Raw genomic sequence first — 17,601 nt, 5'->3', positions numbered from 1 at the left:
CGTGTCCTCAGGCGGCTATCGTCTGGGCCTGGGCGCTGGTCCACAGCTCGCCCAGTGCGCGGCGGTATTCGATCGGCGTGACCTTGACGAAGGCGCGGCGCGCCTGCGGCCAGTCGTCCAGGATCTCGCGGGCGCGGAAGCTGCCCGTATGGCGGAAATGATTCTCCACCAGGCGGCGCACGATGGTCTCGTCGGTCTCGCGCTCGTGGGCGCGCGTCATGCTGTGCCAGGCATGGCGCTCGTCGGCGCGCGACTGGACGTCGTGCGCCTCGAGCGGCTCGAGGTGGACCATGCTCGGGTTGCAGCGGCGCGCGAAGGATTGCTTGGGATCCCAGACGTAGGCCACGCCGCCCGACATGCCGGCGGCGAAGTTGCGGCCGGTCTCGCCCAGCACCACCACGGTGCCGCCGGTCATGTATTCGCAGCCGTGGTCACCGGTGCCCTCGACCACCGCGACGGCCCCCGAATTGCGCACGGCGAAGCGCTCGCCGGCCACGCCGTTGAAGTAGGCCTCGCCGCCGGTGGCGCCGTACAGCACCGTATTGCCGACGATGATGTGGTCCGGGCCGAAGCCGCGGAAATCATTGGGCGAGCGCACGATGATGCGGCCGCCCGACAGACCCTTGCCCACGTAGTCGTTGGCCTCGCCCACCAGGTCCAGCGTGATGCCGTGGGCGAGGAAGGCGCCGAAGCTCTGTCCGGCCGAGCCGTTGCACTGGATGTGGATGGTGTCCTCGGGCAGGCCTTCGTGGCCGTAGCGCGCAGCCACCTGGCCCGAGAGCATGGCGCCGATGGTGCGGTTGCGGTTGCGCACCGGCGTGATGAAGGATACTTTTTCGCCGCGCTCCAGGGCCGCCTTGCTGCGCTCGATCAGCTGGTGGTCCAGGGCATGGGCCAGGCCGTGGTCCTGCGTGATCGTCTGGTGCACCGGTTCGTCGCTGGGCACGGCGTGGAAGATGCGGCTGAAGTCCAGGCCGCGCGCTTTCCAGTGTTCGATGCCCTTGCGCGTATCGAGCAGGTCCACGCGGCCGATCAGCTCATCGAACTGGCGGATGCCCAGCTGCGCCATGATCTCGCGGACCTCTTCGGCGACGAAGAAGAAATAATTCACCACGTATTCGGGCTTGCCGCGGAATTTCCTGCGCAGCTCGGGATCCTGCGTGGCCACGCCCGTCGGACAGGTGTTCAGGTGGCACTTGCGCATCATGATGCAGCCTTCGACCACCAGCGGAGCGGTGGCGAAGCCGAACTCGTCGGCGCCCAGCAAGGCGGCGATGGCCACGTCGCGCCCGGTCTTCATCTGGCCGTCGGCCTGCACGCGGATGCGCGTGCGCAGGCCGTTCAACACCAGCGTCTGCTGCGTTTCCGACAGGCCCAGCTCCCAGGGGATGCCGGCATGCTTGATCGACGAGACCGGCGAGGCGCCGGTGCCGCCGTCGTGCCCGGCGATCACCACGTGGTCGGCCTTGGCCTTGGCCACGCCCGTGGCCACCGTGCCCACGCCCACTTCGGCGACCAGCTTGACCGAGATCGATGCCTGTTCGTTGACGTTCTTGAGGTCGTGGATCAGTTGCGCCAGGTCCTCGATGGAATAGATGTCGTGGTGCGGCGGCGGCGAGATCAGGCCCACGCCCGGCACCGAATAGCGCAGCTGGGCGATGTAATCGGTGACCTTGTGGCCCGGCAGCTGGCCACCCTCGCCCGGCTTGGCGCCTTGGGCCATCTTGATCTGGATCTGGTCGGCGCTGCACAGGTACTCGGCGGTCACACCGAAGCGGCCGGAGGCCACCTGCTTGATGCGCGAGCGCAGCGAGTCGCCCGCAGCCAGCGGCACGTCCGCGGCGATGCGCTCGGTCCCCAGCACCGAGGCGAGGCTGTCGCCCTTCCGGACGGTGGGCTTGCCGGCGCGCATTTCGGCGCGATAGCGCAGCGCGTCCTCGCCGCCCTCGCCGGTGTTGGACTTGCCGCCGATGCGGTTCATGGCCACCGCCAGCGTGGCGTGGGCCTCGGTCGAGATCGAGCCCAGCGACATCGCCCCGGTGGCAAAGCGCTTGACGATCTCCTTGGCGGGCTCGACTTCCGAGAGCGGGATCGCCTTGGCGGGGTCGACGCGGAATTCGAACAGCCCGCGCAGCGTCATGTGGCGGCGCGACTGGTCGTTGATGAGCTGCGCGTATTCCTTGAAGGTTGAATAATTATTGGCGCGCGTCGCGTGCTGCAGCTTGGCGATCGAGTCCGGCGTCCACATGTGCTGTTCGCCGCGGATGCGGAAGGCGTATTCGCCGCCGTCCTCCAGCGCGTCGGCCAGCACCGGGTCGGTGCTGAAGGCGGCATGATGCGTGCGTAGCGCCTCCTCGGCCACCTGGAATATGTCGATGCCCTCGATGTTGCTGGGGGTGCCGGTGAAATATTTCTGCACCAGGCTGCCGTGCAGGCCGACCGCCTCGAAGATCTGCGCGCCGGTGTAGGACATGTAGGTCGAGATGCCCATCTTGGACATGACCTTCTTCAAGCCCTTGCCGATCGCCTTGATGTAATTTTCGGTCGCGGTGGCGGGGTCGGGCAGCGTACCGCCCGGCGAGGCGTGCGGGCTGGCCGGCTGCGCCAGGGATTCCAGCGCCAGGTAAGGGTGCACGGCCTCGGCGCCGTAGCCGCCCAGCAGCGCGAAATGATGCACCTCGCGCGCGGAGCCCGTTTCGACGATCAGTCCGGTCTTGGTGCGCAGGCCGGCGCGGATCAGGTGCAGGTGGATCGCCGAAGTGGCCAGCAGGGCGGGGATGGCGACGTGCTCGGCGTCGACCTTGCGGTCGCTCACCAGCAGGATGTTGTAGCCGCTGCGCACCGCGTCGGCCGCGCTGGCGCACAGCGAGGCCAGGCAGGCCTCGATGCCCTCGGGCCCCCAGGCCACCGGATAGGTGATGTCCAGTTCCTGGCAGCGGAACTTGTCCCCGGTCAGGCTGCCGATGTGGCGCAGCCGCGCCATCGCCGCCTGGTCCAGCACCGGCTGGTTGATCTCCAGGCGCAGCGGCGGATTGACGTTGTTGATGTCCAGCAGGTTGGGCTTGGGTCCGATGAAGGACACCAGCGACATCACCATCTGCTCGCGGATCGGATCGATCGGCGGATTGGTGACCTGCGCGAACATCTGGCGGAAGTAGTTGTAGAAGGGCTTGGGCCGGTCCGACAGCACGGTCAGAGGCGCGTCGTTGCCCATCGAGCCGGTGGTTTCCTCGCCGTTGCGCGCCATGGGCTCGAGGATGAACTTGAAGTCCTCCTGGGTCCAGCCGAAGGCCTGCTGGCGGTCCAGCAGCGTCGCGCCCGAGGCCGGCGCATCGTCGGCCTTGAGGGCCGGCAGGGTGTCGAGCTTCATGCGCAGGCGCTCGATCCATTGCTGGTACGGATGGGCATTGGCCAGCTGCGACTTGATCTCGGCATCCTCGATGATGCGCCCTTGCTGCAGATCGATCAGCAGCATCTTGCCGGGTTGCAGGCGCCATTTCTTGATGATGCGATGTTCGGGGATCGACAAGGTGCCGGCCTCCGAGGCCAGGATCACCATGTCGTCGTCGGTGATCAGGTAGCGCGCCGGGCGCAGGCCGTTGCGGTCCAGGGTCGCGCCGATCTGCCGGCCGTCGGTGAAGGCGACCGCCGCCGGGCCGTCCCAGGGCTCCATCATCGCCGCGTGGTACTCGTAGAACGCGCGGCGCGTCTCGTCCATGTCGGCGTGCTGTTCCCAGGCCTCGGGGATCATGATCATCATGGCGTGGGCCAGCGAATAGCCCGACATGACCAGCAGTTCCAGGCAATTGTCGAAGGTCGCCGTATCCGACTGGCCCTCGTAGACGATGGGGTAGAGCTTGGCGAGGTCCTCGCCCAGCACGGCCGAGCTCATCACGCCCTCGCGCGCCCGCAGCCAGTTGAAATTGCCCTTGACGGTGTTGATCTCGCCGTTGTGGGCGATCATCCGGTAGGGGTGCGCCAGCGGCCAGGCCGGGAAGGTGTTGGTGGAAAAACGCTGGTGCACCAGCGCCAGGGCGGACACGGTGCGGGTGTCGGCCAGGTCGCGGTAATAGACGCCGACCTGGCTGGCCAGCAGCAGCCCCTTGTAGACCACCGTGCGCACCGAGATCGAGGGCACGAAATATTCCTGTCCATGTGCGAGCTGCATGCGCTGGATCGCGTGGCTGGCGGTCTTGCGGATCACGTACAGTTTGCGCTCGAGGGCGTCGGGCACCATGATGTCCTGCCCGCGGCCGATGAACAGTTGGCGGATCACCGGCTCGCAGGCGTGCACCGTGGGCGACATCCGCATGTCGTGATCGACGGGCACGTCGCGCCATCCCAGCACCACTTGGCCCTCGTCGCGCACGGCGCGCTCCAGTTCGCGCTCGCAGGCCAGGCGCGAGGCCGTTTCCTTGGGCAGGAACACCATGGCCACGCCGTACTCGTCGGGTGGCGGCAGGGTGACGCCCTGGCTGGCCATGTCCTCGCGATACAGCTGGTCGGGAATCTGCAGCAGGATGCCCGCGCCGTCGCCCATCAATTCGTCGGCGCCGACCGCGCCGCGGTGGTCGAGGTTTTCCAGGATCTTCAGCGCCTGCTGGATGATGGCGTGGCTCTTGCGCCCCTGGATGTGCGCCACGAAGCCCACGCCGCAGGCGTCGTGCTCGTGCATGGGGTGGTAGAGGCCCTGGGGGGCGGGCAGTCCGGGCGGACAGGAGGCGGGACGGGTCATGGCGGAGCTCGGCAGGCGGATGCGAAGGCCGCGCCGTGCGCGCGGCGGAGTTCGAAACCTTACGCCTTGCGGCGGCGTCCAACAATAGTCTTCTGGGATGTACCGTCCCTATTTTTGGATGGATATGATTCTAGTCGTGAAAAACAGGGACGGTACAAAGCCGATGAAAAATAAAACCTGGCTTGAGCCGTGCGACCCGAGCCAGGCGGGAAAACCCCTATGGAAGGGGTCAAAAAAATTATTCAGCCCTGGTCCAGCGTGGCGCCGCCGTCGACGCGCAGGTCGTGCAGGGTGATGTGGCTCGCGCGTGTCGACAGCAGGAACAGCACCGAATCGGCGATCTCGTCCGGGGTGGCGATTTTGCCCAGCGGGATGCCCAGGCGCCAGCGCCCCGGATCGCCGGCGATGACGGCTTCGCGCGAGCTGCCCAGCGCCCACATGGCACGCTGCATGGCGGTGTCCGTCGAGCCGGGCGAGACGATGTTGACGCGGATGCCATGCGGCGCCAGTTCCAGTGCCAGGCAGCGGCTGAACTGCGTGACGGCCGCCTTCGAGGCGGCATAGGCGGACATCCCGGCCCGCGGCGTGCCGGCGGCGTTCGAGCTGACGTTCACGATGGCGCCCGCGCCGCGGTCCCGCATGCCGCGCGCGACGGCGCGGCAGACCTGGAACACGCCCGTGGTGTTGACTGCGAAGCAATGCGCCCACTGTTCGTCGCTCAGATCCACCGCGTCGCCCATCTCGAGCACGCCGGCCGCGCAGGCCAGGCCGTCCAAGGGGCCCAGCGCATCCTCGGCCTGGGCCACGGCGCGCGCGACCTGGCCGGCGTCGCGCACATCCAGCGGCGCGGTCCACAGGCGCCCCGCGTCTTGCGAGTGCGCGCCGGCCGACTCCTGCAGCGCCGCCAGGCCCGCCTCGTCGCGGTCGACCGCCGCGACGGCGGCGCCCTGAGCCAGCAGGCGCCGGGCCACGGCGGCGCCGATGCCGCTGGCCGCGCCCGTCACGAGGATACGGCGGCCGCTGAATTCGAGTTCGGGGGAAGGGGAAAGCGTCATGATGTCAGCGCCTCGCAGATGTCGTCGGTGGTCAGGCTCATGCCGCAGCAGCGCGCCACGTGCGTCACGGCCATGTGGTGGTCGGCCAGGCTGAAGTCCGCGCAGGCATCGATGACGAGGAACGGCTGCACGTCCTGCATGAAAGCCTCCAGGGCCGTGCTCAGGCAGCCGATGTGCGCATACACGCCGGTGATGATGAGCTGGTCGCGGCCTTGCGCGCGCAGGCGCTCGCGCAGGTCCGAGCGCTGGAAGGCGCTGTAGCGCCATTTGGTGAGGACCACGTCGCCCGTGCGCGGGGCCAGCGCCGCGACGATGCCCGCCCCGGCCTGCTGGTCGGGGGCGGTCAGCCCCGGACCCCAGAAATCGTTCAGCAAGGCGCGGTCGGCGTCGGGCTGCACGGGCGGCTGCGCGGTGTAGAACACCGGGACGCCCTGCGCGTCGCAGCAGTCCCGCAGGCGGCCGATGGCGGCGACCAGCGCCGGGATGGGCGCGCGCGCGACATCGTACTTGCCCAGGAAATAGTTCTGCATGTCGTGGATCAGCAGCGCCGCGCGGCGGGCGTCGGGGCGCCATTGCACGCGGTTGCGCACCGGGGCGTCGGGCATCTCGTAGGACGCCAGGGAAGGAATGCTCATGGGGTGGAATCCAGGTCCAGCGCATCCAGGATGGTGCGCAGCTTGTTGCCGGTCTCGATGCGCTCCTGTTCCGGGACCGAGCCCGGGACGATGCCGGCGCCGGCGTACAGGGTCAGTTCGCGTCCCGCGGCGTGGGCGCAGCGGATGGCCACGGACCAGGCTCCGTCGCCTTGTGCATCGCACCAGCCCACGGCCCCCGCGAAATAGCCGCGCTCGAAGGGTTCGGTCTGGGCGATGGCCTGCCGCGCGGCCGCGGCGGGCAGGCCGCAGACGGCCGGGGTGGGGTGCAGGGCGAGGGCGAGATCCAGTGCGCCGATGGCCGGATCGGCCAGCTCGCCCGAGATCGGCGTGCCCAGGTGCCAGAGGCGGGCCGTGGCGGTCAGCGAGGGCCGCGCGGGAATGTCCAGCGTACGGCACAGGGGGCGCAGGACGGTTTCGATGGCTTCGATCACGACGGCGTGCTCGCGCAGGTCCTTCGGCGAATCCAGCAGCGCGCGCGCCCCGTGCGCATCGATGCCGGGGTCCGGATGGCGCGCGGCGGTGCCGGCCAGCGGATGAAGGGTGACCCGCCGGCCCTCGCGGCGCACCAGCAGCTCGGGGCTGGCGCCCACGAAGCACTCGCCGCCATCCAGCGGCACGGCGTAGGTGTAGCCGGCCGGATTGTGCAGCCACAGACGCCCGAGGATGCGGCGCAGGTCGGCCGGCTGCTCGAGCGCGATCCGCAGGGTGCGCGCCAGCACCACCTTGCGCAGCGTCGGATCCAGGGCCATGCGCGCCAGGACGTCGCGCACGCCTTGCTCGTAGGCGGCGCCGGACGGATGCTCGGTGCAGCCCAGCACGCTCGTCGGGCCCGATGGGGGCAGCGCCCGCGGCGCGCTCATGCGGTGCAGCACGTCGGGCACCAGCAACTGCGCGGGGCGGCCGGGATCGAAGGGCAGCAGGCCCAGCAGCACCGGCGCGGCCGGCCTGTCCGAGGCCTCGGACAGCAGCTCCGCCGCCCGGCGGGCGACCCCGCCCACGGGCGCGGCGCGCAGCCCGGCGCCGCGCCCATGATAGACCTCGCGGGGCGTGGCGAACAGGCTGTCGCCGGGTTGGAAATCAGCCAGGGTGCTTGGCGCGACATCCAGGTGGGTCAGCATGTCCATGTCACTTCGCATGGGCCTCGATGCGGATCAGGCGGTCGCCGTTCGGATCGTTCTTGCCTTTGGTCTTGACCAGCAGCCAGGCGATGCCCTGCGGATCGATGATGATATGGTTCGGGGCCGAGCCGCTGGCGATTTGCGCCTGGATCACGCCCGCATCGTTCAGGACCGTGACCGTGCCGGCGCCCCGGTTGGCGACGTAGGCGAGGCGATGCAGGGGATCGAACGCCACGTTCAGGGCGCCGGCACCGGTCGGCACGCGTTGCAGCACGCGACCATCGCGCGCATCGAGCACGGTGACGTCCCCCGATTTCTGCGAGGCCACGTAGAGCCGCTGCGCCTGGCTGTCCACGGCGATGCCCGAGGCGCCCTGCACGCCGGAGACGGCATAGCGGGCGATCTGGCGGCCGGTGGCGGTATCGATGGCAAAAACCTCCGCCGTGTTCAGGCTGACCGTGTACAGGCGCTTGCGGGCGGCGTCCAGGGCCAGGCTCATGGGCTTGGGCGCCTCGCCGGCCCCGCTCAGGGTGATGCCGGGCAAGGGCTGCAGCGTGGCCGTGTCAAATACGTGGATGACGTTGCTGGCGGGCGAGGACACATAGGCGCGATCATGCGCTGCGTCGATCGCCACGTCGCGTGCATGCGGCACGGCATTGTCGGCGAACTGTTTGACCAGCGCCAGGTCCGATTGCCGGTAGACCGCGACCGAACCGCTGCGGGTGTTGGTGGCCCACACCTGGCCGTGGGCGTCGTCGGCTGCGACCCCGTAGATGGCCTGGACCTGGCCGTCCTGGCGGCTGGCCTGCGGCGCCGGTGTGACGACGGCCTCGACGCGCAGCGAGGCGGGATCGATCTTTAGCAGCCGCGATTCGCGCACGGGCGGACGGCCCACCGCGCTGGCGACGTAGAGCCGCTGCAAGCGGGCGCTGTAGGCGCTTTGGTACACCCCGGGGACCAAGCCGATGCCATGCGCCTCGAAAGACCATGAGGGCGCGGCGGGCGCGACGGCGGCGGGCGCCGGCGGGACGGGGTCGGTGGCGGCGCAGCCGGCCGCCAGGCCGAGGACGGCTCCGGCGAGCAAAAGCCGGGCGCTGCGGGCGAGGGGACGCCGGGTGGTGGTCAGGATCATGCGGGTTCCTTGTGCGAGGGAATCGTTGGGGTTGCGCGCCGTGCCGGGCTCCGCGCATCGTCGCGGTGCGCCCGGTCGGCCGCGGCCAGACAGGCGTCCAGGATCGGGGCGATGCGGCCGGTGGCCTCGGCCGCCGGCAGGGCCGCATGCGTGGCGGGCACGGCGTGGACCGCCAGTGCGCCGACGTGCGCGTGCCAGGACTGCGGGCTGAGGCCGGAGTCCACGTGGTCCAGGGCGGCCTGGAAATGCAGGGCCTCGCCGGCGTAGGGCGTGTGCCGATGGGCGCGGGCGAGGCGGTTGGTGTGGGCCACCGTGTCGAAGACCGCATCCAGCCGTGCATCCGAGAGCTCGCCCAGGGGATGGCCCCCGGTGCGCAGGAAGTCGACCACACCCGCGCGGTTCAGGCGCTCGGGCGGCAGCGCCTGGGGATCGGCCCCGGCGATATGCAGCAAGGCCTTGTATAGGTCCTCGGGCGCCGGTTCGGGCCGATCGCGCCAGGCGTCGCAAGGATAGGCATCCAGCAGGGCGACCACGCCGATCGCCTGGCCGCGCGCCTGCAGTTCGGCCGCCACGGCGTGTGCGAGTATGCCGCCCACCGACCAGCCGGCCAGATGGTAAGGCCCGGCGCTTTGCAGCGCCTGCACCCGGTCGGCATAGTCGCGCGCCATCTCCGCGAGGCTGGCCGGGGGCGCAGTGCCGTCCAGGGCCAGCGCCGCCGCCTGCAGGCCATGCACGGTGCGCGGCGTGGCCAGGGCCCGGGCCAAGGTCCCATAGCACCACGACAGGCCGCCGGCCGGATGGATGCAGAACAGGGCGGGCCGGCCCTCGGCCTCGCGCAGCGTCACCACCGGGCCGAAGCCCGCCTGCGGCGTGCCCGCCGGCTCGAGCGCCCGCGCCTCCAGGTGCGCGGCCAGCCGCGCCACCGTCGGATACTGAAAGACCGTGCCCAATGAAAGATCCCGTTCCCCGTCGCGCAGCCACAGCGCCAGCCGCGCCGCCAGCAGGGAATGTCCGCCCAGGGCGAAGAAATCGTCGTCGGCGCCTGGTGTCCCCGGCAAGTCGAGGATGGCGCGGAAGCCCTCGGCCACGCGGCGCTCGGCCGCGGTGTGCGGCGGCCGTCCGCCCCGGGGGCGGTCCTGGGCTGGTGCGGGCAGCGCGCGACGGTCGAGCTTGCCGTTGGCCGTGACCGGCAGGCTGGGCAGGACCACCCAGGCCGTGGGCACCATGTAGTCTGGCAGGTGGGCCGCCGCGTGGGCGGCCAGGATGTCCGGATCGGCCTCGTATCCGGATTCTGTCACGACGTAGGCGGCGAGCAGGGCGTGTCCCGGCCGGTCCTCGCGCGCCAGCACGGCGACTTGCGCAACCTCCGGGCGGGCGGCCAGGATCGCCTCGATTTCGCCCAGCTCGATGCGCTGGCCGCGCAGTTTCACCTGATGGTCCAGGCGGCCCAGGTAGGCCACCGCGCCGTCCCTGCGGCGCGTGGCGAGGTCGCCCGTCGCGTACAGGCGGTCGCCGGCTTCCAGGCCCGGCGGGGCGGCGATGAAGCGCTCGGCGGTCAGATCGGGCCGGCCCAGGTAGCCGATGGCCAGTTGCCGTCCGCTGAGGTAGAGCTGCCCCGGGGTGCCGGGCGGCACCGGACGCAGTCGCTCATCGAGCACGTGCAGTCCGGTGTTCCAGACCGGCCAGCCGATGGGGACGGGCCGGCTGTCGTCCGCGGCGTCGGCGGCCCAATACGAGACGTCGACCGCGGCCTCGGTGGGGCCGTACAGATTGTGCAGCCCGGCCTGGATGGTTCGATGGAACCGATCGCGCAGCGCCGCCGGCAGGGCCTCGCCGCTGCAGAACACCAGCCGTGCCCGCAGGCCTTGCGCCGAGGGTTCCTCCAGGATGGCGGCGAGCATCGACGGCACGAAGTGCATCACGGTGATGCGGTGGCTGCGCACCAGGCGGCACAGCCAGGCCGGATCGCGATGCGCGTCGGGCGGCGCCACGACCAGCCGGGCGCCGCTGAGGAAGGGCAGGAACAGTTCCCAGACCGAGACGTCGAAGGTGGCCGGGGTCTTTTGCAGGATGCGGTCCGCCGGGCCGATGGCGTAGTGCGCGCGCATCCACTCGAGGCGGTTGACGATGGCGGCATGCGGGACGATGACGCCCTTGGGCGCGCCCGTCGAACCCGAGGTATAGATGACATAGGCCGGATCCTCCGGGCCGGCGGCCGGCCCCTGCGGCGGGCCCGGCGCCCCGGCGTCCTCGGCCGCGAGCGCGGCCAGCGACAGCGGCCGTGCCGCCAGGCCCTCGCATAACGCGGCCGGCCCCACCAGGGCGCAGGCCTGCGAGTCCTCCAGGATCCCGCGCAGGCGGGCCGGCGGCTGGCGTGGATCCAGCGGCAGGTACGCGGCGCCGCTGCGCAGGATGGCCAGCAGGCACAGGACCCGCCGGGCCGAGCGCGGCAGGGCCACCGCCACGCGGGCGCCCGGCCCAGCGCCGGCGGCGCGCAGCCGGCGGCCGGCGGCTGCGGTCCAGGCGTCGATGTCCGCATAGGTCCAGGTGCCCTCGGCGTCCTCCAGGCCCACGTGGTCCGGCCGCGCCCGCAATTGCGCCTGGATGCGCGACCAGAGCGTGCCCTCGGGCACGGGATGGGCCGTCCGGTTGGGCGCCAGCGCCCAGCGCTCGTGCTCCCGGGGCGTCAGGGTCGGTGCGTCGGCCAGCCGCGGCGCCCGCAGAGCGGTGCCCAGAAACACCGTCAGGCGCGCCAGATGGGCCCGCGCCTGGGCCGCGGTGTATAGATGCGGATTGGCTTCGACCTCGATGCGCAGGCCGGCGCCGTCCGGCGCGGCGCGAAAACTGAAGGTCAGGTCCTCCACCGGGCCGGTGCACAGCACGGCCTGCGAGGCGTCCAGCCCCGCCGCGGCATAGGGGGCGTCGAAGGGCAGGACATTGAGGATGGGGCCGTGCAGGCGCGGCAGGCCGCCGGGCAGCGCCAGGTCGCGGCGCAAGTGCTCGGCCCGGTAGCGGCTGTGGCGGCGCAGGCCGCGCAGGTCGCGCGCGGCGGCCATCAGCAGGTCGGCCATGGGGGAGGACTCGTCCAGCTCGCAGACCCATGGCACCACATTCATGATGGTGGCCACGGCGCGCGCGCTGCGGCTGCCCAGGCGGCCCATGGCCGGCACGCCCACCACGCAAGCCTCCGGGCCGAGGTGGCGCGCCACATAGGCCGCGCCCAGCGTCGTCAGGATATCCGGCCAGCTGACGTCGGCGGCGATTTCCAGTGCCCGCAGCGCATCCACCAGGTCGGCGGGCGCGGGATGTTCTTCGCGCAGGCACGTGTGGGCGCTCAGGGCGGTGCCCGCGGCCAGGCTGGCGGCGGGCATGCGTCCCGCGCATTGCGCCAGCCAGAATTCGCGTGCGCGGCTGCGCGCCTCGCCGCTGCGCCACGCCTGGTCCTCGGCCCAGACCGGGGCGAGCGGCGCCAGCGCAGGCTCCGCTGCCGCGCCGTCCGGCGTGCCGTACAGGCGCATCGCGCGCCCCTCGATCAGGGCCATGCCGTAGCCGTCCGCGGCGAGGTGATGGACGCGCTGGTACCACAAGGCCAGCGCGGGGCCGCACAGGAACAGGACCTGGCGCGCCAGCGGTTCGGCGACGGGGTCGACCGGCCGCGCCAGGTCGGCGCGTATCCAGGCCCAGGCGTGTTCCTCGGCCTGGGGATCCGCGCGCAGGTCGCGGACCTCCAGGCGCGGCGTTCGGGCGGGATCCAGGGCCTGGACGGGGCCGTCGGGCCGGTCCTCGAAACGCAGCGACAGGGCTTGCGCCTCGTCCAGGGCCTGGTTCACGGCCTGCACGAAGCGCGGCACGTCCAGCGCGCTGCGCAGTGTCGTGCAGTGCGCCGGATTGAAGATCGGATTGGCGGGGTCCAGGCGCTGGGCGTACCACAGGCCTTCCTGGGCCTCGGTCAGCGGCGCCCAGGACAGCGCCCGCGTTGCGGCCGCGGGTTCGGGAGGGATCATGCCGCCTGGCCCGAGGCTCGTGCGGCGATGGACCACCAGTGCGCCAGGGTGGCCTCGGCCGCCAGGTCCGCAAAGTCCAGGTTGGCGCCGGCCTCGCGCCAGCCCGAGGCCAGTTTCATGATGCGCATGGAGTCCAGCCCGAGGTCCATGAGATTGTCATCGTCACGGATGTCCTGCGGGTCTTCGTGCAGCATGCGGGCGACGTCCGCGCGCATGCGCTCCAGGGTCAGCGGGCTCGTGTCGGACATGGTCAGTTTCCTTGTGCGTCTTGTTGCGCCAGCAGTTGGGCCCGCAGGTCGGCGCGCAGCGCCTTGCGGCTGATCTTGAGTGCGGCGGTCGAGGCGAAGCGCTCGACGAACACGATCTGGTCGGGCACCTTGAAGTCGGCCACGCCGCGCCCCCGGATCCATTGCTTCAGTTCGACCGGGCGCGGCTTGCCGTCCTTGGGAATGATGAAGGCGCAGCTGCGCTCGCCCAGGTATTCGTCGGGCACCGAGACCACCGCGGCGTCGAAGACCTGGGGGTGCGACAGCAAGTGATCCTCGATTTCCTCGGCCGAAATCTTCTCGCCGGCGCGGTTGATGTGGTCGCCCGCGCGGCCCTGGACCTCGAGGTAGCCTTCGGGGGTCATGCGCACCACGTCGCCGGTGCGGTAATAGCCGTCCTCGGTGAACGAGCGCGCGTTGGCGGACGGATTGTCATGGTAGGCGCGGATCGTGTAGGGGCCGCGCGTGAGCAGGTGCCCGGCTTGGCCCGGTTCGACCGGCCGGCCCTCGTCGTCCAGGATCAGGATCTCGTCGGCCGGGCTGATCGGCCGGCCCTGCGTGTGGATGATGATCTCGTCGGGGTCGTCCAGACGCGTGTAGTTGACCAGCCCCTCGGCCATGCCGAACACCTGCTGCAGCGTCGCGCCCAGGACCGGACGCACGCGCCGCGCCACCTCGGCCGAGAGCTTGGCCCCGCCCACCTGGATGGTCCGCAGGCTGCCCAGGTCCTGGCGCGCCTTGGGCGCCAGGTCGAGCCACTGCAGCAGCAGCGGGGGCACCAGGCTGGTGACGGTCACGCTTTCGCGCTCGATCAGCGCAAAGGCCGTCTCCGGGTCGGGCGCGGGGCTGAGCACGACCCGGCCGCCGGCGTACAGCGTCCCCAGGAATCCGGGCGAGCTCATGGGGAAATTGTGTGCGATCGGCAGCGCGCCGAGGAACACCGAGTCCGGGCCCAGGCCGCAGATCCGCGCCGATTCGCGCAGCGTGTAGATATAGTCGTCGTGCGTGCGCGGGATCAGCTTGGACAGGCCCGTGCTGCCGCCCGAAATCTGCAGGAAGGCGACGTCGGAGCCTTGCGAGACGGTGGCCGGCAATGCGGCGCCGTCGGTTGCGTACAGGGTGTCCAGCGCGGCGAATTCCTCGGCCTCGCCGGATATCCAGACGTGCTCGACCCATGGGCAACGTCCGCGCAGCTCGCGCGCCAGCGTGCGGTAGTCGAAGCCCGCGTGCGTGGCGGCGCCCACGTAGGCGCGCGCGCCCGAGCCCTTGGCGAAATGCTCGATTTCCGTGATGCGGTGGGCGGGCAGGGCATACACCGGGATCAGCCCGGCACGAAACAGCCCCATGACCACGCCGATGAAGTCCGGGATGTTCGGCAGGTGCACCAGGACGCGGTCGCCGCGTTGCAGGCCGGCTTGCAGAAAGCCGGCCGCCAGGGCGGATGCCCGGCGGTCCAGCTCGGCATAGCTCCAGCGCTGGTCGCCGCCGACGACCGCGATCCGGTCCGGATGCGCGGTGGCGCGCTCGCGCAGCCAGGCGCCGAAGGTCTCGTTGCGCCAGTAGCCGGCGGCGCGGTAGCGCTCGGCGAACTCGGCGGGCCAGACCTGTTGCGGAAGAGGGTTTGAATTGATTGTGCTCATGATAATGAGAATGATTATAATCCAAGAGTATAGGAAATTTCCCTGATATCGGTCCAGCCGGGACCGGGTTCAGCTTCCGTTCAGGCCCGTATTCCGGGGCTCTCCGGGATCGATCGGATCGAGCGCCAGCGCGATGGCGCGTCGGGCGGAGGCGGACAAGGCGTCGCCGTGGCCCACGTCCTCCAGCAGTTCCAGCCGGCAATCCAGCATGGGGATGCCCGCCAGGCGGGCAGCCAGCGCACGCAAGGCCGGCAGAGTCGGCACGCCCCCGCGGCGGGCGTGCGGCGCGGCGGGATCGCGGGGCTGTGTGTGCCAGCGTTCCAACGTGCCCGCCATCAGCGTCAGGCGCAGCGGACGCGGTGGGGGCGCGTCCCGCAGGCGGTCGAGCACGTCCGCGGCCAGGCCGTCGCGCCACCACAGCGAGGGGCTGGCGCAGATCGTGTGGGTGAAGGCTCCCGGCCGTGTCGCCAGGGCGTACAGGGCGCACAGGCCGCCGTAGGAATGGCCGTACAGGGCCAGGCGCCGGCCGTCGATCGCAGCCTGCGTGCGCGCCCAATCCATCATCGGGCCCAGCAAGGCGTCCAGGAAGGCGTCGGCGCCGCCGCATTGCCAGCGGGGCACGCGCGGGTCGGGCCAGCGACCGCCGCTCGGGGCCGGCGGCGTGTAGTCCAGGGCGCGGCGCGCAAGCGCCTGCGCCTCGTCCGCATCATGGCCGGGGATCAGCACGGCGCAGTGCGCCAGGGCGCCGGGCGCCGGGCGCGGCGGCCAGACCCAATCGCCGTCCAGCAGCACCAGCAAGGGCCAGCCGGCCGGCGGCGCCATGCCGGCCGGGACGTGCAGGCGCAGGCGCCGCGCCGGCTGCGTGCCGGCGGGATACGCGGGCAGCTCGGTTTCCCGGACGGTCATGGCGCCGGGCGCAGGCCGGCCGTGGTGTCGCGTTCCACGGTATCAGGGCTCGAGATCCACCAGGTAGGTGCCCTCGAGCGGCACGGCAAGGAAGCGGGTGTTGATCGCCTCCAGCGTCGCGGCCGGGTCGATGTCGGCGAAACGCTCAGGATGGATCCAGTGCGCCAGCGCCTCGATGAACACCACGTGCAGCGGCGAGTCGTTGAAGGCATGCCAGATGCCATGGCTGTTGCCCGAGCGCACCGCCGGCAGGGCGTCGAGGTGATTGCCCTCGATCACGCGCCACAGGCTGGCGCGCGCATCGGCCGGGTCCACGCCAGCCCCGATGGCCAGGCCCTTGGCGGCGTCCGAGCCGGTGCCCGTCGCCACATAGACCTGCGGCGCGCGCGAATTGATGTATTCGAAATTCAGCTTGCCGGTCGCGGTCTTCAGCACGTCGGCGCCGATGTTGTGGCCCCCCGCGTAGCGGACCATTTCATTGAAGGTCCCCACTCCCGGCGAGTTGCAGCAGTCGGTGATGCCCGCGTGGGCGTGGACGAAGACCGGTGGGCGGTCCGCGTCGGCCAGGCCCTCCAGCCGTTTCGCGATGGCCGCCAGGTGCGCCTCGTAAAAGCGGATGAACGCCTCCGCCCGGTCCGCGTGGCCGATGGCCGCGCCCAGCGCCCGCAGGCTGGGGACGGTGTTCTCCATGGGCCGGATGAAGAAATCGATCACGATCACCGGGACGCCGGCTGCTTCCAGCCGGCCGATCAGTGGGGATTCGCCGGCCGGTTGGCCCGGCGCCAGGCCGGCGAACGATGCGGTCATGACCACCAGGTCGGGGCGCAGCCCCAGCGTGCCTTCTACCGAAAACGTGTCCGGCCGGTGGCGTCCCACGACCGGGACCCCGGCCAGACTGGGAAAGCGCTGGAGCGCGACCTGGTAGTCCGGCGCGAAAGAGGTCTTGAACTCGTCGGACCAGCCCGCCAGGATCGCCGCCGGATCCGGCGTCAGCAGCGACAGCACCTGGAAATGTCGTGCCTGGGCGAGGACCACCCGCTGTGCGGGCCCCGGCAGCGTGACCTGCCGTCCGAGGATGTCGGTGACCTGGATGGGTGCCGCCAGGGCCGGCCGCGGGGCCAGCGCCGCCAGGCCGGCCAGCAGCGCGGACAGCATCAGCGCCGCGAATGCGGCGCGCAGGCGCGCCGCGCCCGGTCTGGTGCGCGGGGAGGATCCGATGGCTGCGGCGGGGCGGGCGGTCGAGGGGTAGAGTCGCATGGGCTGTGCCGGGTGGTCGATGGAGGGTTCGGGGAGGGGCGGCTCAGGACGCGGGCGCGCACAGCCCGTCGATGAGGATGTGCGCCAGTCCGCGCGAGCAGGTCTCGACCCGGGCCGAGACCTCGTAGACTTGGGCCAGCGACTCGGCGGTGATGACCTCGTCCGGCCGGCCGTGGCCCGCGAGCTCGCCCGCGCGGATCAGCAGGGCCTCGTCGCTGCGCTGCAGGGCGATGTTCAGGTCGTGCAGCACGATCAGCGTGGTCAGGCCGTGGTCTCGCGTTTCCTGGGTCAGCAGATCCATCACGTGGCATTGGTAGTTCAGGTCCAGGGCCGAGAGCGGTTCGTCGAGCAGCAGCAGCCGCGGCTTGCGAATCAAGGCCTGCGCCAGGCCCACCAACTGCTTCTGCCCGCCCGAGAGCTGGTCCAGGTAATGCATGGCCAGGTGCTCGATGCCGAGGCGGCCGAGGACCTCCAGGATGCGCTGCGGGTCGACGGCCTGGGCCTGCGGGTCCAGGTCCGAGGCGCGCGCGGCCACCATGACGGATTCGAACACCCGCAGGTGGACGGCCGCCGGCAGGGACTGCGGCAGGTAGACCACGTGCTGCGCCCGGCGCTCGAAGGTGAGGCGCGTCAGGTCCTGCCCGTCCAGCATGACCTGGCCGTGCGAGGCCTTCAGCAGACCGGCCATGGCCTTGAGCAGCGTCGATTTGCCGCTGCCGTTGGGGCCCAGCAGCGACACCACCCGGCCGGGCATCAGCGGGCCGGCCGACAACTGGTGGATGATGGGGCGGCGGCCGTAGGCCACCGACAGGTCCTGGATCTGCAGCATGGC

General features: G+C 71.0%; 11 protein-coding genes. All 11 read right to left on the bottom strand.

The genetic code is table 11. The features are described 5' to 3' along the window. Positions 1 to 7: 7 nt before the first annotated feature. The 11 genes from OOZ48_RS16570 to OOZ48_RS16520 all read right to left on the bottom strand — a co-directional run bounded on the left by OOZ48_RS16570 (position 8) and on the right by OOZ48_RS16520 (position 17,598). Entirely contained in the window at positions 8 to 4,735 is a 4,728-nt protein-coding gene (locus OOZ48_RS16570; protein ID WP_269499928.1) for a glutamate synthase-related protein, read from the bottom strand. A 242-nt stretch (positions 4,736 to 4,977) separates the two neighbouring features. Beyond that, a complete protein-coding gene (gene dhbA, locus OOZ48_RS16565; RefSeq protein ID WP_269499927.1) occupies positions 4,978 to 5,790 on the bottom strand; it encodes a 2,3-dihydro-2,3-dihydroxybenzoate dehydrogenase in 813 nt (270 codons plus the stop codon). Continuing rightward, positions 5,787 to 6,425, bottom strand: a complete 639-nt coding sequence (locus tag OOZ48_RS16560; protein WP_269499926.1) for an isochorismatase family protein — start codon at positions 6,423 to 6,425, stop codon at positions 5,787 to 5,789. Before OOZ48_RS16560 ends, dhbA begins: the two co-directional genes overlap by 4 nt. After that, complete coding sequence (locus OOZ48_RS16555) at positions 6,422 to 7,570, bottom strand: isochorismate synthase (RefSeq protein WP_269499925.1); 1,149 nt, start codon at positions 7,568 to 7,570, stop codon at positions 6,422 to 6,424. Before OOZ48_RS16555 ends, OOZ48_RS16560 begins: the two co-directional genes overlap by 4 nt. 1 nt (position 7,571) lies before the next feature. Beyond that, positions 7,572 to 8,696, bottom strand: coding sequence for a YncE family protein (locus OOZ48_RS16550; RefSeq protein ID WP_269499924.1), 1,125 nt, complete (start codon positions 8,694 to 8,696; stop codon positions 7,572 to 7,574). After that, positions 8,693 to 12,700, bottom strand: a complete 4,008-nt coding sequence (locus tag OOZ48_RS16545; RefSeq protein ID WP_269499923.1) for an amino acid adenylation domain-containing protein — start codon at positions 12,698 to 12,700, stop codon at positions 8,693 to 8,695. Before OOZ48_RS16545 ends, OOZ48_RS16550 begins: the two co-directional genes overlap by 4 nt. Then, the gene (locus OOZ48_RS16540; RefSeq protein WP_269499922.1) at positions 12,697 to 12,948 is read right to left on the bottom strand and encodes a phosphopantetheine-binding protein; all 252 of its coding nucleotides are present in this window, start codon (positions 12,946 to 12,948) and stop codon (positions 12,697 to 12,699) included. The genes OOZ48_RS16545 and OOZ48_RS16540 overlap by 4 nt, the downstream gene beginning before the upstream one ends. 2 nt (positions 12,949 to 12,950) lie before the next feature. After that, positions 12,951 to 14,606, bottom strand: a complete 1,656-nt coding sequence (locus OOZ48_RS16535; RefSeq protein WP_269499921.1) for a (2,3-dihydroxybenzoyl)adenylate synthase — start codon at positions 14,604 to 14,606, stop codon at positions 12,951 to 12,953. Between the two features lie 69 nt (positions 14,607 to 14,675). Then, positions 14,676 to 15,512 (bottom strand): alpha/beta hydrolase, encoded by an 837-nt coding sequence (locus OOZ48_RS16530; protein WP_269499920.1) that lies wholly within the window; start codon positions 15,510 to 15,512, stop codon positions 14,676 to 14,678. Between the two features lie 42 nt (positions 15,513 to 15,554). Further along, on the bottom strand, positions 15,555 to 16,769 hold the full coding sequence (locus OOZ48_RS16525; protein ID WP_269499919.1) for an ABC transporter substrate-binding protein: 1,215 nt from the start codon (positions 16,767 to 16,769) through the stop codon (positions 15,555 to 15,557). Positions 16,770 to 16,812: 43 nt separating this feature from the next. Next, on the bottom strand, positions 16,813 to 17,598 hold the full coding sequence (locus tag OOZ48_RS16520; RefSeq protein ID WP_269499918.1) for an ABC transporter ATP-binding protein: 786 nt from the start codon (positions 17,596 to 17,598) through the stop codon (positions 16,813 to 16,815). Positions 17,599 to 17,601: the final 3 nt, after the last annotated feature.

It is taken from the genome of Castellaniella sp. S9 (assembly GCF_027257175.1).
Taxonomy (GTDB): domain Bacteria; phylum Pseudomonadota; class Gammaproteobacteria; order Burkholderiales; family Burkholderiaceae_B; genus Castellaniella.
Note: the sequence above shows the minus strand (reverse complement) of the source record. Positions and strands in the feature narration are given on the sequence as shown.

Coding starts and splice junctions, on each gene's coding strand:
- OOZ48_RS16570 (WP_269499928.1), bottom strand. CDS start 4,735: ATGACCCGTCCCGCCTCCTGTCCGCCCGGACTGCCCGCCCCCCAGGGC.
- dhbA (WP_269499927.1), bottom strand. CDS start 5,790: ATGACGCTTTCCCCTTCCCCCGAACTCGAATTCAGCGGCCGCCGTATC.
- OOZ48_RS16560 (WP_269499926.1), bottom strand. CDS start 6,425: ATGAGCATTCCTTCCCTGGCGTCCTACGAGATGCCCGACGCCCCGGTG.
- OOZ48_RS16555 (WP_269499925.1), bottom strand. CDS start 7,570: ATGGACATGCTGACCCACCTGGATGTCGCGCCAAGCACCCTGGCTGAT.
- OOZ48_RS16550 (WP_269499924.1), bottom strand. CDS start 8,696: ATGATCCTGACCACCACCCGGCGTCCCCTCGCCCGCAGCGCCCGGCTT.
- OOZ48_RS16545 (WP_269499923.1), bottom strand. CDS start 12,700: ATGATCCCTCCCGAACCCGCGGCCGCAACGCGGGCGCTGTCCTGGGCG.
- OOZ48_RS16540 (WP_269499922.1), bottom strand. CDS start 12,948: ATGTCCGACACGAGCCCGCTGACCCTGGAGCGCATGCGCGCGGACGTC.
- OOZ48_RS16535 (WP_269499921.1), bottom strand. CDS start 14,606: ATGAGCACAATCAATTCAAACCCTCTTCCGCAACAGGTCTGGCCCGCC.
- OOZ48_RS16530 (WP_269499920.1), bottom strand. CDS start 15,512: ATGACCGTCCGGGAAACCGAGCTGCCCGCGTATCCCGCCGGCACGCAG.
- OOZ48_RS16525 (WP_269499919.1), bottom strand. CDS start 16,769: ATGCGACTCTACCCCTCGACCGCCCGCCCCGCCGCAGCCATCGGATCC.
- OOZ48_RS16520 (WP_269499918.1), bottom strand. CDS start 17,598: ATGCTGCAGATCCAGGACCTGTCGGTGGCCTACGGCCGCCGCCCCATC.